The organism is Pseudomonas veronii (assembly GCF_002028325.1).
Taxonomy (GTDB): Bacteria; Pseudomonadota; Gammaproteobacteria; order Pseudomonadales; family Pseudomonadaceae; genus Aquipseudomonas; species Aquipseudomonas veronii.
Window position 1 is genome coordinate 6,828,597 of record NZ_CP018420.1, and the last position, 24,213, is coordinate 6,852,809.

The 24,213-nt window shown below is 57.9% G+C and carries 25 protein-coding genes; 1 reads left to right on the forward strand and 24 read right to left on the reverse strand.

Going from position 1 to position 24,213, the window contains the following annotated elements; genetic code table 11:
- Nucleotides 1-10 precede the first annotated feature (10 nt).
- From PverR02_RS31400 to arsQ, 3 genes are all read right to left on the reverse strand, one after another.
- Nucleotides 11-376: a hypothetical protein gene (locus tag PverR02_RS31400; RefSeq protein WP_046381587.1), complete on the reverse strand. Its 366-nt coding sequence runs from the start codon at nucleotides 374-376 to the stop codon at nucleotides 11-13.
- A gap of 270 nt (nucleotides 377-646) precedes the next feature.
- Nucleotides 647-1,192, reverse strand: coding sequence for an arsinothricin resistance N-acetyltransferase ArsN1 family B (locus tag PverR02_RS31405; protein ID WP_057005224.1), 546 nt, complete (start codon nucleotides 1,190-1,192; stop codon nucleotides 647-649).
- Nucleotides 1,193-1,283: 91 nt separating this feature from the next.
- Entirely contained in the window at nucleotides 1,284-2,489 is a 1,206-nt protein-coding gene (gene arsQ, locus PverR02_RS31410) for an arsinothricin export permease ArsQ (RefSeq protein WP_079444969.1), read from the reverse strand.
- A 196-nt stretch (nucleotides 2,490-2,685) separates the two neighbouring features.
- On the opposite strand from arsQ, the gene PverR02_RS31415 reads away from it, so the two are divergent.
- Nucleotides 2,686-3,183, forward strand: coding sequence for a MarR family winged helix-turn-helix transcriptional regulator (locus tag PverR02_RS31415; protein ID WP_046381585.1), 498 nt, complete (start codon nucleotides 2,686-2,688; stop codon nucleotides 3,181-3,183).
- Between the two features lie 145 nt (nucleotides 3,184-3,328).
- Here PverR02_RS31415 and glmS read toward each other — a convergent pair whose 3' ends face one another.
- The 21 genes from glmS to rpmH form a co-directional block, all read right to left on the reverse strand.
- Nucleotides 3,329-5,161: a glutamine--fructose-6-phosphate transaminase (isomerizing) gene (gene glmS / locus PverR02_RS31420; protein ID WP_046381583.1), complete on the reverse strand. Its 1,833-nt coding sequence runs from the start codon at nucleotides 5,159-5,161 to the stop codon at nucleotides 3,329-3,331.
- A gap of 10 nt (nucleotides 5,162-5,171) precedes the next feature.
- Nucleotides 5,172-5,939, reverse strand: a complete 768-nt coding sequence (locus tag PverR02_RS31425) for a DeoR/GlpR family DNA-binding transcription regulator (protein ID WP_026140274.1) — start codon at nucleotides 5,937-5,939, stop codon at nucleotides 5,172-5,174.
- A 230-nt stretch (nucleotides 5,940-6,169) separates the two neighbouring features.
- On the reverse strand, nucleotides 6,170-7,537 hold the full coding sequence (gene glmU, locus PverR02_RS31430; RefSeq protein WP_046381582.1) for a bifunctional UDP-N-acetylglucosamine diphosphorylase/glucosamine-1-phosphate N-acetyltransferase GlmU: 1,368 nt from the start codon (nucleotides 7,535-7,537) through the stop codon (nucleotides 6,170-6,172).
- 115 nt (nucleotides 7,538-7,652) lie between these two features.
- A complete protein-coding gene (locus tag PverR02_RS31435) occupies nucleotides 7,653-8,078 on the reverse strand; it encodes a F0F1 ATP synthase subunit epsilon (RefSeq protein WP_017848931.1) in 426 nt (141 codons plus the stop codon).
- 44 nt (nucleotides 8,079-8,122) lie between these two features.
- Nucleotides 8,123-9,502: a F0F1 ATP synthase subunit beta gene (gene atpD / locus PverR02_RS31440; protein WP_010565871.1), complete on the reverse strand. Its 1,380-nt coding sequence runs from the start codon at nucleotides 9,500-9,502 to the stop codon at nucleotides 8,123-8,125.
- Between the two features lie 27 nt (nucleotides 9,503-9,529).
- Nucleotides 9,530-10,390: a F0F1 ATP synthase subunit gamma gene (gene atpG / locus PverR02_RS31445; RefSeq protein WP_017848932.1), complete on the reverse strand. Its 861-nt coding sequence runs from the start codon at nucleotides 10,388-10,390 to the stop codon at nucleotides 9,530-9,532.
- Nucleotides 10,391-10,440: 50 nt separating this feature from the next.
- Nucleotides 10,441-11,985 (reverse strand): F0F1 ATP synthase subunit alpha, encoded by a 1,545-nt coding sequence (atpA, locus tag PverR02_RS31450; RefSeq protein ID WP_017848933.1) that lies wholly within the window; start codon nucleotides 11,983-11,985, stop codon nucleotides 10,441-10,443.
- A gap of 21 nt (nucleotides 11,986-12,006) precedes the next feature.
- A complete protein-coding gene (locus PverR02_RS31455; RefSeq protein WP_017848934.1) occupies nucleotides 12,007-12,543 on the reverse strand; it encodes a F0F1 ATP synthase subunit delta in 537 nt (178 codons plus the stop codon).
- Nucleotides 12,544-12,555: 12 nt separating this feature from the next.
- The gene (locus PverR02_RS31460) at nucleotides 12,556-13,026 is read right to left on the reverse strand and encodes a F0F1 ATP synthase subunit B (RefSeq protein ID WP_015886647.1); all 471 of its coding nucleotides are present in this window, start codon (nucleotides 13,024-13,026) and stop codon (nucleotides 12,556-12,558) included.
- 57 nt (nucleotides 13,027-13,083) lie between these two features.
- A complete protein-coding gene (gene atpE / locus PverR02_RS31465; RefSeq protein WP_002555987.1) occupies nucleotides 13,084-13,341 on the reverse strand; it encodes a F0F1 ATP synthase subunit C in 258 nt (85 codons plus the stop codon).
- 133 nt (nucleotides 13,342-13,474) lie between these two features.
- Nucleotides 13,475-14,344, reverse strand: a complete 870-nt coding sequence (gene atpB / locus PverR02_RS31470) for a F0F1 ATP synthase subunit A (RefSeq protein ID WP_017848936.1) — start codon at nucleotides 14,342-14,344, stop codon at nucleotides 13,475-13,477.
- A 16-nt stretch (nucleotides 14,345-14,360) separates the two neighbouring features.
- Nucleotides 14,361-14,768, reverse strand: coding sequence for a F0F1 ATP synthase subunit I (locus PverR02_RS31475; protein WP_026140275.1), 408 nt, complete (start codon nucleotides 14,766-14,768; stop codon nucleotides 14,361-14,363).
- 148 nt (nucleotides 14,769-14,916) lie between these two features.
- A complete protein-coding gene (locus PverR02_RS31480; RefSeq protein WP_017848938.1) occupies nucleotides 14,917-15,789 on the reverse strand; it encodes a ParB/RepB/Spo0J family partition protein in 873 nt (290 codons plus the stop codon).
- A 9-nt stretch (nucleotides 15,790-15,798) separates the two neighbouring features.
- A complete protein-coding gene (locus tag PverR02_RS31485) occupies nucleotides 15,799-16,596 on the reverse strand; it encodes a ParA family protein (RefSeq protein ID WP_016978715.1) in 798 nt (265 codons plus the stop codon).
- 18 nt (nucleotides 16,597-16,614) lie between these two features.
- On the reverse strand, nucleotides 16,615-17,259 hold the full coding sequence (rsmG, locus tag PverR02_RS31490; RefSeq protein WP_026140276.1) for a 16S rRNA (guanine(527)-N(7))-methyltransferase RsmG: 645 nt from the start codon (nucleotides 17,257-17,259) through the stop codon (nucleotides 16,615-16,617).
- Entirely contained in the window at nucleotides 17,256-19,148 is a 1,893-nt protein-coding gene (gene mnmG, locus PverR02_RS31495) for a tRNA uridine-5-carboxymethylaminomethyl(34) synthesis enzyme MnmG (protein WP_046381580.1), read from the reverse strand. The genes rsmG and mnmG overlap by 4 nt, the downstream gene beginning before the upstream one ends.
- Nucleotides 19,149-19,699: 551 nt before the next feature.
- Entirely contained in the window at nucleotides 19,700-21,070 is a 1,371-nt protein-coding gene (gene mnmE, locus PverR02_RS31505) for a tRNA uridine-5-carboxymethylaminomethyl(34) synthesis GTPase MnmE (protein ID WP_017848941.1), read from the reverse strand.
- A gap of 79 nt (nucleotides 21,071-21,149) precedes the next feature.
- Nucleotides 21,150-22,832 (reverse strand): membrane protein insertase YidC, encoded by a 1,683-nt coding sequence (yidC, locus tag PverR02_RS31510; RefSeq protein WP_046381578.1) that lies wholly within the window; start codon nucleotides 22,830-22,832, stop codon nucleotides 21,150-21,152.
- Nucleotides 22,833-22,834: 2 nt separating this feature from the next.
- Complete coding sequence (gene yidD, locus PverR02_RS31515) at nucleotides 22,835-23,080, reverse strand: membrane protein insertion efficiency factor YidD (protein ID WP_003213574.1); 246 nt, start codon at nucleotides 23,078-23,080, stop codon at nucleotides 22,835-22,837.
- Nucleotides 23,073-23,477 (reverse strand): ribonuclease P protein component, encoded by a 405-nt coding sequence (gene rnpA / locus PverR02_RS31520; protein WP_010565857.1) that lies wholly within the window; start codon nucleotides 23,475-23,477, stop codon nucleotides 23,073-23,075. The genes yidD and rnpA overlap by 8 nt, the downstream gene beginning before the upstream one ends.
- A gap of 16 nt (nucleotides 23,478-23,493) precedes the next feature.
- Complete coding sequence (gene rpmH, locus PverR02_RS31525) at nucleotides 23,494-23,628, reverse strand: 50S ribosomal protein L34 (RefSeq protein WP_003213577.1); 135 nt, start codon at nucleotides 23,626-23,628, stop codon at nucleotides 23,494-23,496.
- Nucleotides 23,629-24,213: the final 585 nt, after the last annotated feature.

Here is a 24,213-nt window from a genome sequence, read left to right on the forward strand (position 1 = left end):
CGCCTGACCGCTAGGCGCTGATCTCCACGTAACTCGACTCCCCACCGCCCGTCGCGCCCGACAACCATCCCCAAACGAAGCTCAAGGTGGTACGCCCGGCCTGATCCACACCCACCGTGCCACGCGACCAGCCGGCCAGCAGCTCGCCCTCAAGCGTCAGGCATTGATACAGCAACTCGATGGTATCGGCGCCTGTCACACGCCCGACCTGCGTGCCCACGCGGATTCGACCGCCTTGGTAAGAGCCGGAGATGGCCTCCCCTTCGACAAGGTAATGAAACACCGTGCCGGCACCGGATAGCCCGTGGGCATTGTTCGCGACCGTAAAGCGACGATTGTTCAAACGTGCGTGGATTGGGCAGAAGGGAGTGTCCATGAATGTCGCGTCCTTTCGTAGGGGGCTTCCGTTCCGGGTCGAGCCTGGAGACCCGGCGGTGGATCTAGAGAATTAAAACACTCGCAATCTACTTGGTTGTTTGCTGGGAACCAATACGCCCGTCTTCAGCTTGTCAGATGCGAATGACCTGGTGAATCACCTGATGATCCGCGACCATGAAGGCTTCAGCATTCTCGATCAGCTCCTGGAGGCTGCAGACACCAATGTCGAAGCTGGCGCAGTAGCATCTGGCAGCCCTCTCTTGCTGCTCTACTCTTCCTTTACATCACTGAACGGGATGATTTCTATTGGCGGTGTCACTGCACAAAGTGGTTTGCGCCAATAACCAACGCTATGCCATTGACCGTGCTTGTACCCAACCTCAGGGTACGTGCCGATATGGGTAAAACCGAGCGCTTCATGGATACCAATGCTCCCCGCGTTGGGTAAGGCAATGCCGGCGTAGGCCGTATGAAACCCCTGTTTCTCGAGGAGCGGTAGAAGCCGCTGATAAAGCGCACGACCAACCCCTTTTCGGTGTACGGCAGGGTCGACATAGACGGTGACATCTACCGACCAGCGATAGGCTTCTCTAGCGCGATGCTGGCTTGCATAAGCGTATCCAACGACATCGCCATTCATCTCGGCTACCAGATAGGGATACATCGGCAGTGTTGCGGCGATCCGCTCTGCCATTTCATCGACAGTTGGTGGCGTCAGCTCAAACGAGATGGCTGTGTTCAAAACCATCGGCGCATAGATAGCCTGAATGGCAGAGGCATCAGCGGGTGTAGCGACCCTCACGTTGTAATTCATGGCGACCAAGTACTCCATTCTCTTTCTCTTTGAGTTCAGTCACGACGATTCGGTGGCTCGAGATCGCCGTTGGTTTTGTGGGCGTTCGAAATTAAGGCGATATCAGCAGAAGAACCGCCAGACCGATCAATGCTTGTAGAACTGAACCGGTGGTCATCAAACGCATATACCTGCCGGTGCTGTATTCGGGAAAGGCGTCCGATTTGACCAGCCAGTAATAGCTGTCGTTAGGGAGAATGGCGACGAACGATCCCAGACAGACGGCGAATGTGACGCTCATCAAGTCCACCGCGCCAGACGCAAGGATTGGAGAGAGAACAGGAGGGATGGCGGCAAAGGTCGCAAGGGAAGAGCCATTCAGTGTTTTGAATACCGCAGCCAGCAGGAACACCCCCACCAAAATATGCGTGGTGCTGCCCGACGCGCTGAATGCGTGCTGAATCAGTTCCTTGGGAAGCACCAAACCGAGGGCTTGGCCCAAAGCAGACGCACAACCGATGGTGAACAATAACGGGCTGGTTCTACGCATCGCTTTGGACAGCAGATCTTGAACCTCACCAGGTTTGCAGCTAAGCGCAATCAATAACGATGTGGCGATCAGCGCACCGGCGGGAGTAGTGAAGAACTCGATGATGGAGTGCTGGTTCTTTGGAATGGCGTAGCCGGTGATCAGGAGCAGGAAAAATACAGCCAGAGGCAGGATCACCTTGATAACCGAGTCGTGAGGCACGGTGGGATCAGTCGAATCGTTGGGTGATGAACAATCTGTGCGGGTCGTCCAGTACGTCCAGACCGTCCCGACAACCCAGGTGACGACTGTCAGCAGCAACCCTAGATACAGAAACTTTGGGTCATGCGTGTTGGCCCCTAACCCAATCCCAATGATCAGCGGGCCCGCGGGCATTAACAGCTTGAATCCCGAGTAGCATCCGATTGCAATGTACTTGCGGTGTTGCCCGGCAATGGGAGCAAGAGACGCATAGGCTGTATCGGGACAAACCATGCCAGCACCCAGCAAGGGTGACAGAGAGATGCCGAATTTTCCGAAGGACGCACTTCCTTGCGTCGAGATCCAGCCGGCAATGAAAAACGCGCTCAGGATGACGATGGCGAAATAGCCAAGGTTGTTTGCGAATCCTTTGCTCAGCGATTGGAACACGTCACTGCTGTTGGTGCCGGCAAGAAGAGGGATCAGAATCGCACCCAGCAACATCGCGACAGGGAGAGGAATGGAGACACGGCTCCCTAGGTTCCGTATCCAGGAGCGTGTTTTCGTCCTAAGCGCTTCTACCAACATCCATGTACCTCCCCGCGTTACCGGAACCGCCTCTGAAAGGCCTGCAAGTTGTGCCTGCACTTCACAATCGCAAAATACGTTGCGGCCCGCAACTAATATAATTGAACAATTTCGCAGGCGCTTATGCCCAGAAAAATGTGTCGCTGCGCCTGCTAAGGTGGTATTAGCGTTTTCCCGGAATTGCGAGCCGAGTGCTATGCCAAACATTGATCAGATCGACCAGGATGCCGAACAGCTTTACGAAGCCCTGAGTCACTTGGTTAGGGTCTACCAGTTTCGTGACAGAGATCGCAGCTGCTGCGAAGGCCTATCCGTCACTCAATGCTATGCGCTTGAGCATGTGATAAAGGCTGGGCCGGTTCGCGTTCAATCGTTGGCCAGTGAGCTTTTTCTCGACAAGAGCAACGCGAGCCGGTTAGTCGATTCGCTTGCAAAACAGGGGCTGGTTTGCCGTGTTCCAGATGCCACTGACGGCCGCGCGCTGGCGATCACCGTGACGCCCGAAGGCGTGACGCTTTATGAAAGTATTCGATCGGATTTAGTCGCAGAGGCTCGCAATCTCGCATCTGACTTATCGAAAGAAGCCCGTGAGGGTGCAATCCAAATGCTACGTCGCTTCGCTAACGCCACCGAACAACGGTGCGGTCTCAAAGACTTCAGTGCTGACGAGGCTCTGCCCCGCAAATGCTGCTGAGGCACCTCTACAGACGAATATTTAGCCAGATCATAATCCAAAATAGGGTATGTGGTGGAGACACATAAAAAAGAAAAGCCCCTGAGATCAGGGGCTTTTGGCAGTGATTGTCTGAAACCAGACGGGCCTTCCGGCGCCAGCCGTATTACTCCACCGTTACCGACTTCGCCAGGTTGCGCGGCTGGTCAACGTCGGTGCCCTTGAGCACGGCGACGTAGTACGACAGCAATTGCAGCGGGATGGTGTAGAGGATCGGCGACAGGGTGTCGTGGATGTGCGGCATGTTGATGACGTGGGTGCCTTCGCCATTGACCATGCCGGCTTTCTCGTCAGCGAAGACGATCAGTTGGCCGCCGCGGGCGCGCACTTCCTGCAGGTTGGACTTGAGCTTCTCCAGCAGTTCGTTGTTCGGCGCAACGGTGACCACCGGCATGTCGTCATCCACCAGGGCCAATGGGCCGTGTTTCAGTTCGCCGGCCGGGTAGGCTTCGGCGTGGATGTACGAAATTTCCTTGAGCTTCAGGGAGCCTTCCATCGCCACCGGGTATTGCGCGCCACGGCCGAGGAACAGGGTGTGGTTCTTGTCGGCGAACAGCTCGGCGACTTTTTCTACGGTGCTGTCCATCGCCAGCGCTTCGCCGAGGCGGGTCGGCAGGCGGCGCAGTTCTTCCACCAGGGTGGCTTCGACGCCGGGGGCCAGGGTGCCGCGCACTTGGCCCAGGGACAGGGTCAGCAGCAGCAGGCCGACCAGTTGGGTGGTGAAGGCTTTGGTGGAGGCCACGCCGATTTCGCGACCGGCCTGGGTCAGCAGGGTCAGGTCGGACTCACGCACCAGGGAGCTGATGCTGACGTTGCAGATCGCCAGGCTGGCGAGGAAGCCCAGCTCTTTGGCGTTACGCAGGGCGGCCAGGGTGTCGGCGGTTTCGCCGGACTGCGAGATGGTCACGAACAGGCTGTCGGGCTGCACCACCACCTTGCGGTAGCGGAATTCGCTGGCGACTTCGACCTGGCACGGGATGCCGGCCAGTTCTTCCAGCCAGTAACGCGCAACCATACCAGCGTGGTAGCTGGTGCCGCAGGCCACGATCTGGACATTGCGCACCTTGGCGAACAGCTCGGCGGCTTGCGGGCCGAAGGCGTTGACCAGCACTTGCTTGTCGCCAAGGCGACCTTCCAGGGTGCGTTGCACCACGGCCGGTTGCTCGTGGATTTCCTTGAGCATGAAGTGGCGGAACGCGCCCTTGTCGGCCGCTTCGGCGCCGTCGCGGTATTGCACGGCTTCGCGCTCGACGGAATTGCCGTTTACGTCCCAGATCGCCACGCTGTCACGGCGGATGTCGGCAATATCGCCTTCTTCCAGGTACATGAAGCGGTCGGTGACCTGGCGCAGGGCCAGTTGGTCGGAGGCGAGGAAGTTTTCCCCCAGGCCCAGGCCGATCACCAGTGGGCTGCCACTGCGTGCGGCAACCACGCGGTCGGGTTGGCTCGCGCAGATCACGGCCAGGCCGTAGGCGCCGTGCAGTTCCTTGACCGTGGCCTTGAGGGCGGCGGTCAGGTCGCTGTGGTCCTTGAGCTTGTGGTCGAGCAGGTGGGCGATGACTTCGGTGTCGGTGTCCGAGGTGAACACGTAACCCAGGCTCTTCAACTGTTCACGCAGCGCTTCGTGGTTTTCGATGATGCCGTTGTGTACCACGGCCACGTCGCCAGAGAAGTGCGGGTGGGCGTTACGTTCGCACGGCGCACCGTGGGTGGCCCAACGGGTGTGGGCGATGCCCAGGCGACCGACCAGCGGTTCGCCGGCCAGGGCCTGGTCCAACTCGCTGACCTTGCCCGGACGACGCAGGCGCTCCAGCTTGCCGGCGTTGGTGAAGACCGCCACACCGGCGCTGTCATAGCCGCGGTATTCCAGGCGTTTGAGGCCTTCGATCAGGATGGGGGTGATGTTACGTTCAGCGACTGCGCCAACAATGCCACACATGGTGTTTCTCCTAGATGATTGCCGCGCATATCAGCGTAATGCCGCGGGCTTGGATCTGGTCGCGGGCCTCATGCGGCAGGCGATCATCGGTAATCAGGGTATGGACGCTGCTCCAGGGCAGTTCCAGGTTGGGAATCTTGCGGCCGATCTTGTCGGACTCGACCATCACCACCACTTCACGGGCAACCTCGGCCATCACGCGGCTCAGGCCCAGCAGTTCGTTGAACGTGGTGGTGCCGCGTTGCAGATCGATGCCGTCGGCGCCAATGAACAGTTGATCAAAGTCGTAGGAACGCAGCACCTGCTCGGCGACCTGGCCCTGGAACGAGTCCGAATGCGGGTCCCAGGTGCCGCCGGTCATCAACAGCACCGGCTCGTGTTCCAGCTCGCTCAAGGCGCGGGCCACGTGCAGGGAGTTGGTCATCACCACCAGGCCGGGCTGGTGGCCCAGTTCGGGGATCATGGCGGCGGTGGTGCTGCCGCTGTCGATGATGATGCGTGCGTGTTCGCGCAGGCGCATCACGGCGGCACGCGCGATGGCGCGCTTATAGACCGAAATCGGCTGGGCAGGGTCGCCGACGAGTTCCTGGGGCATGGTGATCGCGCCACCGTAACGGCGTAGCAGCAGGCCGTTGCTTTCGAGGGCGGCCAGGTCCTTGCGGATGGTGACTTCCGAGGTTTCGAAACGCTTGGCCAATTCATCCACGCTGACTTCGCCCAGTTGATTGAGCAAGGTCAGGATGTTGTGGCGTCGTTGGGGTGTATTTCGTTTCGACATGGTGACTTTATGTTTCGTTTCGAAAGATAACGAAGGCAATAAAAGCCTATTGGCGAAAGATCGTCAAGCAGCATGCCGCAAATTTTTGAAACTGGCGAAGGGCTAATGTGGGAGGGGGCTTGCCCCCGATAGCAGTGTGTCAGTCATTAAGTGCTTTGACTGGACCGTCGCCATCGGGGGCAAGCCCCCTCCCACATTGGCTATTTGTTGCTGATAAGACTGTGGATAACTCAGCTCTTTTTGATTTTCACCGGGCGTTTCCAACCGTCGATGTTGCGCTGACGGGCGCGGGCCACGGCAAGCTGGGACTTATCCACATCCTGATTGATGGTTGAACCCGCTGCGGTGTTTGAGCCATCACCGATGGTTACAGGTGCAACCAGCGAGTTATTGGAGCCGATGAATACGTCTTCACCAATCGTCGTCTGATACTTGTTGGCACCATCGTAATTGCAGGTGATGGTGCCAGCGCCGACGTTGGTCCGCGCGCCGATCACCGCATCGCCCAGGTACGTCAGGTGGCCGGCCTTGGCGCCTTCGCCCAGATGGGCGTTTTTCAATTCGACAAAGTTACCCACATGGGCCTTGGCTTCCAACACGCTGCCGGGACGCAGGCGCGCAAATGGGCCGGCATCGCTGCCCTCGCCCATCACCGCACCGTCGAGATGGCTGTTGGCCTTGATCTCCACGCCCTTGCGCAGGGTGCTGTCCTTGATCACGCAGTTCGGCCCGATCACCACGTCGTCTTCGATGATCACACGACCTTCAAGAATCACGTTGATGTCGATCAGCACATCCCGGCCCACGGTGACTTCACCGCGCACATCGAAGCGCGCCGGGTCGCGCAGGGTCACGCCCTGGGCCATCAGGCGGCGGCCTTCGCGCAGTTGGTAGTGACGCTCCAGTTCGGCGAGTTGCTTGCGGTCGTTGGCGCCCTGCACTTCCATCGGGTCGTGGGGCTGTTCGGTGGCGACCAGCAAGCCATCGTTGACGGCCATTTCGATCACGTCGGTCAGGTAGTACTCGCCCTGGGCGTTGTTGTTGGACAAACGGCTCATCCAGTCCGCCAGGCGATTGGCCGGCACTGCGAGAATCCCGGTGTTGCCTTCAGTGATGGCGCGTTGGGCGTCGCTGGCGTCCTTGTGCTCGACGATAGCGGCGACCTTGCCGTCGGCGTTGCGCACGATGCGGCCGTAGCCGGTAGGGTCATCCAGTTCGACGGTGAGCAGGCCCATCTGGCCGGGCACGACGTGCTTGAGCAGGCGCTGCAGGGTTTCCACTTCGATCAGGGGCACGTCGCCGTAGAGGATCAGCACCGTGTCGGCTTTGATGAACGGCACGGCTTGGGCGGTAGCGTGGCCGGTGCCCAGTTGCTTGTCTTGCAATACGAAATTCAGGTCATCCGCGGCCAGGCGTTCACGCACCACATCGGCACCGTGGCCGATGACGACGTGGATGCGTTGCGGGGCCAGTTGCCGGGCGCTGTGGATAACATGGCCAAGCATGGAGTTACCGGCCACCGGGTGTAGCACTTTGGGCAAGGCCGACCGCATGCGGGTGCCCTGGCCAGCGGCGAGAATGACGATTTCTAGAGACATGAATGGCTACCAATCCTGGGCGGTCCGGCTTCAGACCAGAGAAGTGTTTTGCAAAAAAAGAAAAAGGGTAGCCGAGGCTACCCTTTTTAATCAATCACGCATGAGGCGTAACGGCTTAGCCGCCAAACTTCTTGCGGATCTGCTGGACGGTACGCAGCTGAGCTGCGGCCTCGGCCAGACGAGCGGCAGCAGAACCGTAGTCGAAATCTGCGCCTTTTTCGTTCAGGGCCTTCTCGGCGGCCTTGACGGCTGCCTGAGCGGAGGCTTCATCCAGGTCAGCAGCACGTTGCACGGTGTCGGCAAGTACCTTGACCATGTTCGGCTGAACCTCGAGGTAACCACCAGAGATGTAAAACACCTCCCGGTCCCCGCCTTGCTTGGTCAGAGTGATCGGACCTGGCTTCAAACTGGTGATCAATGGCGCGTGGCCCATGGCAATACCCAGGTCACCGAGTTCGCCGTGTGCAATCACCATTTCTACCAGACCGGAGAAGATTTGCCCTTCCGCGCTGACGATATCGCAATGGACTGTCATAGCCATCTGATTGCCTCAACCTGATGAGCGCCCGTTGCCGGGCGCCGGGATTACAGTTTCTTGGCTTTCTCGATCGCTTCTTCGATGCCGCCGACCATGTAGAACGCTTGTTCTGGCAGGTGGTCGTAGTCACCGTTGAGGATGCCTTTGAAGCCAGCAATGGTGTCTTTCAGGGAAACGTATTTACCCGAGGCACCGGTGAAGACTTCAGCCACGAAGAACGGCTGCGACAAGAAACGCTGGATCTTACGAGCGCGGGATACCAACTGCTTGTCGGTTTCCGACAGCTCGTCCATACCCAGGATCGCAATGATGTCCTTCAGTTCTTTGTAACGCTGCAGCACGTACTGAACGCCGCGAGCGGTGTCGTAGTGCTCCTGGCCGATCACGTTCGGGTCCAGCTGGCGCGAAGTCGAGTCGAGTGGATCGACCGCTGGGTAGATACCCAGGGAAGCGATGTCACGGGACAGAACGACGGTGGCGTCCAAGTGGGCGAAGGTGGTCGCTGGCGACGGGTCGGTCAAGTCATCCGCAGGTACGTATACCGCTTGGATCGAAGTGATCGAACCTTCCTTGGTCGAAGTGATACGTTCTTGCAGAACGCCCATCTCTTCAGCCAGGGTCGGCTGGTAACCTACTGCCGAAGGCATACGGCCCAGCAGTGCGGATACTTCAGTACCGGCCAGGGTGTAACGATAGATGTTGTCGACGAACAGCAGAACGTCGTTACCTTCGTCACGGAACTTCTCGGCCATGGTCAGGCCGGTCAGTGCTACGCGCAGACGGTTTCCCGGCGGCTCGTTCATCTGACCGTAAACCAGTGCCACTTTGTCCAGAACGTTGGAGTCCTTCATCTCGTGGTAGAAGTCGTTACCCTCACGAGTACGCTCACCCACACCGGCGAACACGGAATAACCGCTGTGCTCGATGGCGATGTTACGGATCAGTTCCATCATGTTTACGGTCTTGCCTACACCGGCACCACCGAACAGACCGACTTTACCGCCCTTGGCGAACGGGCAAACCAGGTCGATAACCTTGATGCCGGTTTCCAGCAGGTCGTTGCCGCCAGCTTGTTCCGCGAACGAAGGTGCTGGACGGTGAATGCCCCAGCGCTCTTCGGTGTCGATCGGGCCAGCTTCGTCAATCGGGTTACCCAGAACGTCCATGATCCGGCCCAGGGTCGCTTTACCGACCGGTACGGAGATGGCAGCGCCAGTGTCCAGAACACCCAGACCGCGCTTCAAGCCCTCGGTGGAACCCATTGCAATGGTACGAACCACGCCGTCGCCCAGCTGCTGCTGAACTTCCAGAGTGGTGCCTGCATCGCTTTGTACTTTCAAAGCGTTGTAGATGCTCGGTACGCTGTCGCGTGGAAATTCCACGTCGATAACGGCGCCGATGATTTGAACGATACGTCCGCTACTCATAGCTGGATCCTCTGAATATTTGAACCGTTAAACCGCGGCAGCGCCGCCGACGATTTCCGAGATCTCTTGGGTGATCGCAGCCTGACGCGCCTTGTTGTAGATCAGCTGCAAATCGCTGATCAGATCACCGGCGTTATCGGTAGCGTTTTTCATCGCGATCATCCGCGCCGCTTGTTCAGCTGCGTTGTTCTCGACCACCGCCTGGTACACCTGCGACTCCACGTAGCGCACCATCAAGCCGTCAAGCAGCTCTTTGGCGTCTGGTTCGTAGAGGTAGTCCCAGTGGTGCTTGAGTTCCTGATCCGGAGTCGCCACCAGTGGAATCAATTGCTCCACGGTAGGCTGCTGGGTCATGGTGTTGATGAACTTGTTGGATACCACGGACAGGCGGTCAATCCGGCCTTCCAGGTACGCATCCAGCATCACCTTCACACTGCCGATCAAATCATTGATCGACGGCTCTTCACCCAGGTGGCTGATAGCTGCAACGACGTTACCGCCGAAGTTGCGGAAAAAGGCCGCACCCTTGCTACCAACTACACACAGATCGATCTCGACGCCGTTTTCGCGGTTTACCGCCATGTCCTTGACCAGGGCCTTGAACAGGTTGGTATTCAAACCACCGCACAAACCACGGTCACTGCTCACTACCACATAACCCACACGCTTAACTTCGCGGTCGATCATGAACGGGTGGCGGTATTCCGGGTTGGCGTTGGCCAAATGCCCAATTACCTGGCGGATACGCTCCGCATAAGGACGGCTAGCCGACATACGCATTTGTGCCTTGCGCATTTTGCTGACCGCCACTTTTTCCATGGCGCTGGTAATTTTTTGCGTGCTTTTGATGCTCGCAATCTTACTGCGAATCTCTTTTGCGCCTGCCATGTAACACCTATCAGGTTAGCAAGCGGGAGCCTTGCGGCTCCCGCTGCGGCTTACCAGGTTTGGGTGGCCTTGAACTTCTCGATACCGGCTTTCATGCCAGCGTCGATATCGTCATTGAAGTCACCCTTCACGTTGATCTTCGCCATCAATTCGGCGTGATCGCGGTTGAAGTAAGCAATCAGCGCTTGTTCAAAGCTGCCGACCTTGGCGATTTCAACGTCGGTCAGGAACCCACGCTCAGCGGCATACAGCGACAACGCCATGTCAGCGATCGACATCGGGGCGTATTGCTTCTGCTTCATCAGCTCGGTAACGCGCTGACCATGCTCAAGTTGCTTACGGGTCGCTTCGTCCAGGTCAGAAGCGAACTGGGCGAATGCCGCCAGTTCACGGTACTGAGCCAGAGCGGTACGGATACCACCGGAGAGCTTCTTGATGATCTTGGTCTGAGCGGCACCACCCACACGGGATACCGAAACACCGGCGTTCACTGCAGGGCGGATGCCCGAGTTGAACATGGCCGATTCCAGGAAGATCTGACCGTCGGTGATGGAAATCACGTTGGTCGGAACGAACGCGGAAACGTCGCCAGCCTGGGTTTCGATGATCGGCAGTGCGGTCAGGGAACCGGTTTTGCCGGTCACTGCGCCGTTGGTGAACTTCTCTACGTATTCTTCCGAAACGCGGGATGCGCGCTCCAGCAGACGGGAGTGGAGATAGAACACGTCGCCTGGGTAGGCTTCACGGCCTGGTGGACGGCGCAGCAGCAGGGAAATCTGGCGGTAAGCCACTGCTTGCTTGGACAGATCGTCATAAACGATCAGCGCGTCTTCACCGCGGTCGCGGAAGAATTCACCCATGGTGCAACCGGAGTACGGTGCCAGGAATTGCAGCGCAGGAGATTCCGAAGCACTGGCAGCCACGATGATCGTGTTGGCCAGGGCGCCGTTTTCTTCCAGCTTGCGAACCACGTTGGCGATGGTCGATTGTTTCTGACCGATGGCTACGTAGACGCAGAAAATGCCGCTGTTCTTCTGGTTGATGATCGCGTCGATCGCCAGAGCGGTTTTACCGATCTGACGGTCACCGATGATCAGCTCACGCTGGCCACGGCCGACTGGGATCATGGCATCGACAGCCTTGTAGCCAGTCTGTACAGGCTGGTCTACCGACTTACGCCAGATCACGCCTGGAGCAACTTTCTCGACCGCATCGGTCTCGGTGTTGTTCAGCGGACCTTTGCCGTCAACTGGGTTACCCAGTGCGTCGACTACGCGACCCAGCAGTTCCTTACCAACCGGAACCTCCAGGATGCGGCCGGTGCACTTGGCGCTCATGCCTTCAGCCAGACTGGTGTACGCGCCCAATACAACGGCACCTACGGAGTCTTGCTCCAGGTTGAGGGCCATACCGTAGACGCCGCCCGGAAACTCGATCATCTCGCCGTACATGACGTCGGCCAGACCGTGAATCCGCACGATGCCGTCAGATACGCTGACGACAGTGCCTTCGTTACGGGCTTGGGAGGTCACATCGAGTTTGTCGATGCGGCCCTTGATAATTTCACTTATTTCGGAAGGATTGAGTTGCTGCATTGCTCTGCTGCCCCTTCAAACTCAAGATTTCAATGCTTCGGCAAGGCTCGCGAGTTTGCCGCGAACCGAGCCATCGATAACCAGGTCGCCGGCGCGAATGACAATGCCCCCAATGAGGGATTTGTCTTCCGCAACTTGCAGGCGCACTTCCCGGTCGAGTCGTGCACTGAGAACCTTGGCGAGTTTGTCTTGCTGTTCTTGGTTCAATGCAAAAGCACTGGTCACTTCAACGTCTACCGACTTCTCTTGCTCGGCCTTGAACAGGTCGAACAGAGCGGCAATCTCCGGCAGAAGCGGGAGACGGTCGTTTTCGGCAACGACGTGAATGAAGTTCTGCACTTTCACATCGAACTTGTCGCCGCACACGTCAATAAACGTGGCGGCCTTGTCTGCGCTCGTCAGGCGCGGGGCCTTGAGCACGCGCTGCATGGTGTCGTCTTGCGACACTGCTGCAGCCAGGCCGAGCATGGCTGACCAAGAGGCCAGCTGCTGGTGGGCCTGGGCGTGCTCGAAGGCTGCCTTAGCGTAAGGTCGGGCCAACGTGGTCAGTTCTGCCATGATCGCCCTCGCTTAAATTTCAGCAGCCAGTTTATTAACCAGCTCCGCGTGCGCGTTTTGATCGATTGTGGCACCGAGGATCTTCTCGGCACCGCCGACCGCCAGCGCACCCAGTTGGGCACGCAGCGCGTCTTTGACGCCGTTCAGTTCCTGTTCGATCTCGGCATGAGCCGAAGCCTTCACACGATCAGCTTCGACGCGGGCTTTTTCAACAGCCTCTTCGACGATCTGGTTGCCGCGCTTCTTGGCTTGCTCAATGATTTCAGCTGCCTGTGCTTTAGCATCGCGCAGTTGATGACCCACTTTCTCTTGGGCCAACTCCAGGTCGCGAGCTGCACGGCTGGCAGCGTCCAAACCATCCGCGATCTTCTTCTGACGTTCGTGCAAAGCCGCGATGACCGGAGGCCACACGAACTTCATGCAAAACACTACAAAAATGAAGAACGCAACGGATTGGCCAATCAGGGTTGCATTAATGTTCACGCCAACACCTCGCTCATTCGTTGTCCATCACCCCAATCAACTCGAAAATTCGAGTGATTAGCCAGCGAGTTGACCAACGAAGGGGTTCGCGAAGGTGAAGAACAGAGCGATACCAACGCCGATCATGGTCACGGCGTCGAGCAGGCCGGCGACGATGAACATTTTAACTTGCAGCATTGGAACCATTTCTGGCTGACGCGCTGCGCCTTCCAGGAATTTGCCGCCAAGCAGGCCGAAACCAATGGCAGTACCCAGGGCGCCCAGGCCGATCAACAGTGCAACAGCGATAGCGGTTAGACCAACTACAGTTTCCATCTTTCCTCCCGACTTTTACGTCGTATGGTTTAGGTTTTTTAGATTTTAAAGCGGTAAAACAAATCGTTTCATAGCCCTTTCAGGCCACCTTCCCGTTTTACCGGGAAGGACATCAGACTAGTCGAGACTGGCCTTAATGGTTCTCTTCGTGCGCCATCGACAGGTAGACGATGGTCAGCATCATGAAGATAAACGCCTGCAGGGTGATGATCAGGATGTGGAACACAGCCCACGCCCACTGCAGAACAACGCCCAGGCCGCTAAGCCAGAGCAGACCGCTGCCGAACATCACAGCGATCAGAATGAACACCAGCTCGCCGGCATACATGTTGCCGAACAGTCGCAAGGCCAGGGAGATCGGCTTGGCGACCAGGGTCACGAATTCCAGCAGGAAGTTCACCGGGATCAGCAGGGCTTGAACGAAGATGTTCTTGCTGCCGAACGGGTGCAGGGTCAGTTCGCCGATGAAGCCGCCGATGCCCTTGACCTTGATGCTGTAGAAAATGATCAACGCGAACACCGACAGGGCCATGCCCAGGGTGGCGTTAGGGTCAGTGGTGGACACCGCACGGAATGGAATGTGGTGATCGCCAGTGATCAGGATGGCCAGCTGAGGAATCCAGTCGACCGGAATCAGGTCGACGGCGTTCATCAGGAACACCCAGACGAAGATGGTCAGTGCCAGCGGTGCAATCACCGGGCTACGGCCATGGAAGCTGTCTTTCACGCTGCCATCGACGAATTCGACCAATACTTCAACGAAGTTCTGCAGGGCACCCGGTTGACCGGAAGTCGCCTTCTTTGCCGCCATGCGGAAAATCAGGACGAAAATCAGACCCAATGCGACCGACCAGCCCAGAGTATCCAGGTGGAAAGCCCAGAAGCCCATTTCTTTGGCTTCTGCTGCGGTGTGGGCGAAGCCCCAGCCGCCGTTGGGAAGCTGACCGAAGGTCAGGTTCTGCAAGTGGTGCTGGATATAGCCCGAAGCGGTTGTTTCTGCCATGGTTGCCTCAAACGCCCTAAGGTTTCGAAAGTCTTGTTTTCATTAGCAGGGGAGCGAACCAGCTGACCAGTTGGGTCAACACGAAGACGCTGAATACAGCCAGCGGCGCCAATGGCTTCACACCTGCAAAGGTCAGTGCAAACAGCACTGCCGTCAAAATCAATTTCCCCGCCTCGCCGGCATAAAAAGACCGGACGATGGCCTGGGCTGCTCGGGCGCCGGAAAACCGAAAGGCCCTGTGAGCAAAATACATATTGGGCAGCAAGGCTATCAGGCCTCCGCAGAGTCCCGAGTATCCCGCTACGACTCCATGCCAATACCAAAGCGCCAGTGCGGCGATCAGCAAAATGACAAATTGCGCCAATAGAACCGGGAAAACGGCCAAGCGATGGAACGACGACGTGTTTGGCGTGCGGGTTTCCACCACTCTTGCTCCTCAATGGTCGGCTGCCGGAAATCAATAACTTGGCATAATTTGTGCCGACAAAATGCGCGCAGAGTATAGGGGCGGTTCTGCCCCTATTCAACTGTCAGGTAGTGATTTCCGATCACACGCTACATAAGCAATTGTTTCAGCGGATGTGGGCAAGAACACCCTGAAGCTCATCTAGCGAGTTATAGCCGATGACCAGTTGGCCTTTACCCTTCTTGCCATGTCGAATTTGCACCGCAGAGCCCAGGCGCTCGGCCAGGCGCTGTTCGAGACGCGCGATATCCGGATCAGTTTTGACCGCTTCGACCGGTGCAGGTTTACCACTGAGCCACTGTCGAACCAGGGCCTCGGTCTGACGAACGGTGAGACCCCGTGCGACAACGTGTCGCGCCCCTTCAACCTGTTGATTTTCCGGTAAACCGAGCAAAGCACGCGCATGCCCCATTTCGAGGTCGCCATGGGAAAGCATCGTCTTGATGACTTCCGGCAGTGCGATCAGACGCAGCAGGTTGGACACGGTCACGCGGGATTTACCCACGGCATCGGCCACTTGTTGCTGGGTCAGCTGGAATTCCTGCTGCAAACGCTGCAAAGCGATCGCTTCTTCGATCGGATTGAGGTCTTCGCGCTGGATGTTCTCGATCAACGCCATGGCGATGGCGGTTTCATCCGGCACATCGCGCACCATCGCCGGGATGGTTTCCTTGCCGGCCTGTTGGCTCGCGCGCCAGCGGCGTTCGCCGGCGATGATTTCAAAGCGGCCGGCGCCGATCGGGCGGACCACGATCGGCTGCATCACGCCCTGGGCCTTGATCGAGTTGGCCAGTTCTTCCAGCGCCTGCGGGTCCATGTCCCGGCGCGGCTGGTATTTGCCGCGCTGGATCAGGTCCAGCGGCAAGTGCTGCAGCTCGCGCTCGTCGGCCTGTACCGCTTGTTCTTCAAGGGTCGTGACAGTCGGACCACTCAGCAGTGCATCCAGTCCACGTCCGAGACCTCGTTTCTTGACGGCCATGGGGTTTCCTTAAGTTGGCTGGGCTGCAGCGGTACGGGAGTTGCGGCGTTGACGACGAACCATCTCGCCGGCCAATGCCAGGTAGGCAATGGCGCCACGCGAGGACTTGTCATACGCCAGCGCGGGCATGCCATAGCTTGGCGCTTCGGCCAGGCGGATGTTGCGTGGGATCACGGTGTCGTACAGCTGATCGCCGAAGTGTTCCTTGAGCTGCGCCGACACATCGTTCATCAGGCTCAGGCGCGGATCGAACATGGTCCGCAGCAAGCCTTCGATCTGCAGGTTCGGGTTGAGCAGTTCGGCGATGCGCTTGATGTTATCCACAAGGTCGCTCAAGCCTTCCAGTGCGTAGTACTCGCACTGCATGGGGATAATCACGCCATCGGCGGCCACCAGCGCATTGAGCGTCAGCATCGACAGCGACGGCGGGCAGTCGATCAAGATGTAATCATAATTCTCGCGGATCGGCGCCAAGGCGCTGCGCAGACGGCTTTCTTTCATCTGCATTTCCAGCAGCACCACTTCCGCCGCCGTCAGGTCGCGGTTGGCCGGCAGCAGTTGATAACCGCCGTGTTCGGAATAGTGCATGGCCTGGGCCAGGTCGCACTCGCCGATCAGCAAGTCGTAGACCGAGTTTTCCAGGCCGTGTTTATCCACACCGCTACCCATGGTGGCGTTGCCCTGTGGATCGAGATCGATCAACAGCACCCGGCGCTTGGTCGCGACCAGGGATGCTGCGAGGTTGATGCAGGTGGTGGTTTTACCCACGCCACCTTTCTGGTTCGCTATCGCGAATACCTTAGCCATTCTTGCTTGTGTTCCCAATCATGCCGTGCGGCGCAGTATCAGCAGATGGCGTTGGCCTTGGCAACCGGGTACGGCCAAGGCGTGTTCGCTATCGAGGTGGAAGTCTGCCGGCAATGCTAACAGCTCGTCGCTTGGATGAACGCCCTTCATTGCCAGCCAACGTGTGTCGCGGTCGCCTAAGTGGCGGGTCCAGTTGCTGAAATTCTCCATGCTGCTGAAAGCCCGGGAAACAATTCCGTTGAAAGGCTGCGGCGGCGTGAAGGCTTCGACGCGACTGTGGATAACTTGCAGGTTGTCCAGCTTCAGTTCGAGTTTGACCTGGGTCAGGAAGCGGGTCTTCTTGCCGTTACTGTCCAGGCAGGTCACTTGCGACTCGGGAAACAGGATAGCGAGCGGAATGCCAGGCATCCCGCCGCCGCTGCCGACGTCGAGCCAGCGGCCGTTTTCGATGAACGGCATCACGCTCAGGCTGTCGAGCAAGTGGCGCGAGACCATTTCGTCGGGGTCGCGCACCGCCGTCAGGTTGTAAGCCTTGTTCCATTTGATCAACAGGGCCAGGTAGCCGAGCAGCAACTCGTGCTGGGCGGGGCTCAGGTCGACACCCAACTGGCGTGCTCCTGTGGATAACTCTTCGGCGTGTTGCGAGGTGACCAACGAACTCAAGCGCTTTGCTCCAACTGACGGCCCGCGCCGCGTTTTTTCAAATGAATCATCAACAGCGAAATGGCTGCCGGGGTGACACCGGGGATCCGTGAAGCCTGGCCCAGGGTTTCCGGGCGAGTTATCCCCAGCTTGCTTTGGATTTCTTTCGACAGCCCGGAAATCCCGGTGTAATCGATATCCACAGGCAGCTTGGTGTCTTCACTGGCGCGCAGGCGAGCGATCTCGTCCTGCTGGCGATCGATATAACCGGCGTACTTGGTTTTGATCTCGACCTGTTCGGCGACCTGCGGATCGTCTGCGCCGCCGCCGGTCACTTCAATCAGACCAGCGTAGTCGATTTCCGGACGGGACAGCAGGTTCAGCAGGTTGTACTCGTGGGTCAGCGGCGTGCCGAATTTTTCGGCGATCGCGTCGCCCTGCTCGGTACCCGGGCGAACCCAGGTGCTTTTCAGGCGCTGCTCTTCCAGGTCGATACTTTCGCGTTTCTTGCAGAAAGCCGCCCAACGCGTGTCATCCACCAGACCCAACTCGCGGCCTTTTTCGGTCAGGCGCAGGTCGGCGTTGTCTTCGCGCAGGATCAGACGGTATTCCGCTCGCGAAGTGAACATCCGGTACGGTTCCTGGGTACCCAGGGTGATCAGGTCGTCGACCAACACGCCGATATACGCTTCATCGCGACGCGGGCACCAGCTGTCTTTGCCCTGCGCGCGCAACGCGGCGTTGGCCCCGGCCAGCAAACCTTGGGCGCCGGCTTCTTCGTAACCGGTGGTGCCATTGATTTGCCCGGCGAAGAACAGACCGCCGATCACTTTGGTTTCCAGGCTGTATTTCAGGTCACGCGGGTCGAAGTAGTCGTACTCGATGGCGTAGCCGGGACGCACGATGTGCGCGTTTTCCATGCCGCGAATCGATTGCACGATCTGGATTTGCACGTCGAACGGCAGGGAAGTGGAAATCCCGTTCGGGTACAGCTCGTGAGTGGTCAAGCCTTCGGGCTCGATGAAGACCTGGTGGCTTTCCTTGTCGGCAAAGCGGTGGATCTTGTCTTCGATCGACGGGCAGTAACGCGGGCCGATGCCTTCGATCACCCCGGAATACATCGGCGAACGGTCGAGGTTCGCGGCAATGATTTCGTGGGTACGCGCATTGGTGTGGGTAATCCAGCAGCTCACCTGTTTCGGGTGCTGCTCTTTCGAACCCATGAACGACATCACCGGAATCGGCGTATCGCCGGCCTGCTCGGTCATCACCGAGAAATCCACCGAACGCCCATCGATCCGCGGCGGCGTCCCGGTTTTCAGGCGACCGACCCGCAGCGGCAGTTCGCGCAGGCGTTGTGCCAGGGCAATCGACGGCGGATCGCCGGCGCGGCCACCGGAATAGTTCTGCATGCCGATGTGGATAAGTCCACCGAGGAACGTGCCGGTGGTCAACACCACGGATTCAGCGAAGAAACGCAGGCCCATCTGGGTGACAACACCGCGGACCTGGTCTTGTTCGACGATCAGGTCATCGGCTGCCTGTTGAAATATCCACAGGTTCGCCTGGTTTTCCAGGGTTTCGCGTACCGCCGCCTTGTACAGGATGCGGTCAGCTTGTGCCCGGGTCGCACGCACGGCTGGGCCTTTGCGGCTGTTCAGCACACGAAATTGAATACCCCCTTTGTCGGTGGCCATGGCCATCGCGCCGCCAAGGGCGTCGATTTCCTTGACCAGATGGCTTTTGCCGATGCCGCCAATGGCAGGGTTGCAACTCATGGCACCAAGGGTTTCCACGTTGTGCGTCAGCAACAGGGTTTTTGCACCCATGCGTGCTGAGGCCAGTGCTGCCTCGGTACCGGCATGACCGCCGCCGATGACGATCACTTCAAAACGGGAAGGGAAATCCACCACGCACCTCGTGCCTGCTTATGTAGGTAATTAGGAATTGATTGATTGAGCTGGTTTTAGAGCTTTGGCGGCCAGTATAGGGACTTAGCCCTTCCTAAAGAACCCTTTGCACAAAATTTAACCAGCTGTGGATGAATCACAGACAATCGAAATTAAAAGAGAGAAAGATATTAAATCTTTGTTTTTATGTTTATTTATACTGAGCCTACTTTCTGTGGATAGATTGCTACAGCCCTTTATTTACGTAATGTACAGAGATTCAAAAGTCTGTGGTCATGTGTCCATGAGCGGCGTGGATAAGTGCTTTAAGCCTGTGGATTAAACAGGCGGTTATCCACAGAGGGGTTTTCGCTCAGGTTTCAAGCCCTGTTATCAACCGGGCACAGGCGCGGTTATTCACAGGGCTTAATCCACAGAAATTGCTGCGCCAACGCAAATCGCGCCCACGGCGAGGCCACCAATGGCTGGCTCAGGAATGCAGAAAGAGAGGAAATCGGCTGAAACAAGAGAAACAGACAGGCACGAATGGCCTGTCTGTGGACAACGAAGGTCTATTTACCGATACAGAAGCTGGAAAAGATCCGCCCCAGCAGGTCATCCGAGCTGAATGCCCCGGTGATCTCGCCCAATAGCTGCTGCGCCTGGCGTAAATCCTCAGCCAGCAGCTCACCGGCGCCTGCCAAGGTCAGCTGCGCCCGACCATGCTCCAGGGCCGCGCTGGCATGGCGCAGCGCCTCCAGGTGCCTGCGACGGGCGCTGAAGCTGCTTTCCGACGTCTGCTCATAGCCCATGCAGGCTTTGAGGTGTTCGCGCAGCAACTCCAGGCCATCACCGGCCGACTTGGCACTCAGGCTGATCGTGACGTGGCCATCCTCGCTGGTTTCCATGGCAATGGCTTCGCCAGTCAGGTCGGCCTTGTTGCGGATCAAGGTGACTTTGGCCGGGTCGGGCCGTTGCTCGAGGAATTCCGGCCACAGGGCGAAAGGGTCCACCGCCTCCGGCGCAGTGGCGTCTACCACCAGCAGCACGCGGTCGGCTTCGCCGATGGCCTTGAGGGCGCGTTCCACGCCGATCTTTTCCACCTGGTCGTCGGTGTCACGCAGCCCGGCCGTATCGACGACGTGCAGCGGCATGCCGTCGATGTGGATATGTTCGCGCAGGATATCCCGGGTGGTGCCGGCAATCTCGGTGACGATCGCTGCTTCACGGCCCGCCAGGGCATTGAGCAGGCTGGATTTGCCCGCGTTGGGGCGCCCGGCAATCACCACGGTCATGCCGTCGCGCAACAACGCGCCCTGCCCGGCTTCGCGCAGCACTGTGGATAACTCGTCGCGGACTTTATCCAGCATCGCCAATACATGGCCATCGGCGAGGAAGTCGATTTCTTCTTCCGGAAAATCAATCGCCGCCTCCACATAGATGCGCAGGCTGATCAGTTGCTCGGTCAAGTTATGCACGCGCAGGGAAAACGCACCCTGCAGTGAGCGCAAGGCGTTGCGCGCCGCCTGTGCAGAACTGGCCTCGATCAAATCGGCAATGGCTTCGGCCTGGGCCAGGTCGAGCTTGTCGTTGAGGAATGCACGCTCGCTGAATTCTCCCGGCCGGGCCAGGCGACAGCCCAGTTGCAGGCAGCGCTGCAGCAGCATATCCAGCACGACGGGGCCTCCGTGGCCCTGCAATTCAAGGACATCTTCACCGGTAAAGGAATTCGGCCCCGGGAAATAGAGGGCCAGGCCTTCGTCCAGCACCTGGTTATCCGCATCCAGAAACGCGCCGTAATGGGCGTAGCGCGGTTTCAACTCACGACCGCTGATGGCCTTGGCAGCCATGCCGGCGAGCGGCCCGGAAATTCGAACGATACCGACACCGCCGCGACCTTGGGCGGTAGCGACAGCAGCGATGGTTTCACGAGGAGCGCTCATCAGCAGGTTCCAGAACAAAAGTGACGGAAAGCAAAACGCCCCACTAGGGGGCGTCTTGAGTGGTTATCCACAGAGTAAGTTACGCCGCGGCTTTTTTGGTAGCCGCTTCGATCTTACGTGTGATGTACCACTGTTGAGAGATCGACAACACGTTGTTGACCACCCAGTACAGCACCAGACCAGCCGGGAACCACAGGAAGAAGAAGGTGAAGATGATTGGCATCATTTTCATTACCTTGGCCTGCATCGGATCCGGCGGAGTCGGGTTCAGGCGCTGCTGGATGAACATGGTCGCGCCCATGATGATCGGCAGGATAAAGAACGGGTCTTTGATCGACAGGTCAGTTATCCACAGCATGAACGGTGCCTGGCGCATTTCCACGCTTTCCAGGAGTACCCAGTACAGCGACAGGAATACCGGCATCTGCACCAGAATCGGCAAGCATCCACCCAGCGGGTTGATCTTCTCTTTCTTGTACAGCTCCATCATGGCCTGCGACATTTTCTGCCGGTCGTCGCCATGTTGTTCTTTCAGCGCGGCCAGTTTCGGGGCCACGGCACGCATGCGCGCCATCGACTTGTAACTGGCGGCCGACAGTGGGAAGAAGATCCCCTTGATCAGCATCGTCAGGAAGATGATCGAGAAGCCCCAGTTGCCGACGATGCTGTGGATATGTTGCAGCAGCCAGAAGATCGGCTGGGCAATGAACCACAGGATGCCGTAATCCACAGTCAGTTCCAGACCTGGGGATAACTCTTTGAGCACTGCCTGGCTTTTCGGGCCGGCGTACAGGGTCGCGGTGGTTTCAGCCTTGGCGCCTGGAGCAACGGTCAACGTCGGGCCAGTAAAGCCGATGATGTAGTTGCCCTGGCTGTCCTTGCGGGTTTGCACCAGGTTGGCTTCACCCTTGTTCGGGATCCACGCGGTCACGAAGTAGTGTTGCAACCAGGCAACCCAACCACCTTGGACGGTTTCTTTCAGCGCGCCCTTGTCGATATCTTTCATCGACACTTTTTTGTACGGCTCGTTACTTGTCCACAGGGCGGCGCCCAGGTAAGTCGCGGTGCCGGTGGCAGTGCTGGAAGAAGGATCGGCGCTGCCATCACGCTTGAGCTGGGCAAACAGGTTGCCGCTCCACGCTTTGTCGCTTTCGTTGTCGATCAGGTAAGTGACCTTCAAGTCGTACAAACCGCGGGTGAAGCTGAAGCGTTTGATGTAATTGACGCCGTCGAGGCTGAATTTCAGGTCGACGTTCAACTGGTTCTGGCCGTCAGCCAGTTGATAAGTCTTCTGTTCGGTCGAATAAACCGGACGACCGGTAGCACGCGCATCCGGACCGTTGGTGCCGGTCAGGCCGCTTTGTGCCAGATAAACGCGTTCGCCGCCGTTATCGAACAGCTGGAACGGAACATCCGGATGGTCTTGGCGACGTGGATACAGCGGCAGTTTCAGCTGCGCGATATCACCACCTTGTGGATCGATAGCCAGGTCGAGCACATCCGTTTTCACATGGATGAGGTCTTTATTGGTGACAACTGGCGTTTCTACAGGGGCGCTTGTCTCGCCATTCGCGCTGGGAACATCGGCACTCGCGGACGCATTGTTACCCAGCGGGGTGTCCGGAATAGCCGGCGCAGCCTGATTGGCAGCAACATTCTGAGTCGGCAGGGCAGCTTGGCCGTAGTCCTGGTTCCACTTAAGAACCATGACGTAGGACACGATTGCCAGGGCGACGATCAGGATCGTGCGTTTAATATCCATGATTACTCGGCCATCGAAGAAGAACGGGAGGTAGGGATAGGTGGAACCGGGTCATAACCACCGGGATTCCACGGATGACAGCGACCTAAACGACGAAAGGTCAGCCAGCCACCGCGCAGAAGACCATGATTTTCTATGGCCTCTAACGCGTAGCAGGAACAACTGGGGTAGAAACGACAGTGGTTGGCCATCAGAGGACTAATGGCATAGCGGTAAAACTGGATCGGAACGAGTGCCAGTTTACGCATCAAGGCTGTCTACCCCTACAGTTTCGGTGCTGACTGCTGGTGCTGGTTTGTTGGTACGCGCCAGACGTTTCCAGAGCTTGCCGAAATGCTGAATCAATTCGGGGTTTTCTACGTCCCCCAAGCCTTTGCGCGCGACGATAACAATATCCCAACCAACCAGAGTGTCCTGGTGGAGGCGAAACGATTCGCGCATCAGACGCTTGAGGCGATTGCGCTCAACGGAGAGCTTTACGCTCTTCTTGCCGATCACCAACCCGAGACGGGGGTGATCCAGATCGTTGTTACGCGCAAGGAGCAGGAGATTTTTCCCCGGAACCTTGCCGGTGGGGGAGTCAAAGACTGCCTTGAAGTGCCGGGGGGTAAGCAGACGCTTTTCCCGACTGAAGTCCTGACTCACCACCAGTACCGGATTATCAAACTGCCAGACGCGCACGACCTTTGGCGCGGCGACGCGACAGGACAGCACGGCCGTTCTTGGTAGCCATGCGAGCACGGAAGCCGTGGGTACGGGCGCGTTTGATGGTGCTTGGTTGGAAAGTACGTTTCATGGCGTTGTTACCTGGTTCGTCCACAACGGGCCGGAATGGCCCCCGTTTTAAGAGACCGGCGATTCTAGAGAAAGCAAGCCTCTAGGTCAATTTCCAACCAGCTTTTCCTTCAATTAGATCTTTACAGGCAATCCGCCCTTTTTTGTCCAGCGAGCTTCCAAGGGCAATGCCATAGATATAAAAATAAAGAAGGAAGTTATTTAAAGCTTTTCTGTAAAGCTTATAAAAGCTAGGCAGGCGTTCCTCTGTGGATAACTGCCTTAAGGCCTTATTCGACGTGATGTACAGAGAATGACAACACGGGGGAGAAACGGTGCTCTGCCTGTGCTGCGCTGTCGGATAAGCTGTGGGTGGAATGGGTTGTTATCCACAGGCCAGTTACCCACAGACTTTCGACCCCACTTGTGCAACGAGCTCAGGGGCGCTTATCCACAGAGCTTATGCACAGACCATTGGTCGCCTTTATTCACGTTAAGGCGTTGATTTTGGCTGGCCTGTGCGCAACCTACATGTGGATAAGTGGGCGGCCGACCGCTACAATGGCGGCTGTTTTTGCCTCACCGGCTTTCAACTTAGGGGATATCC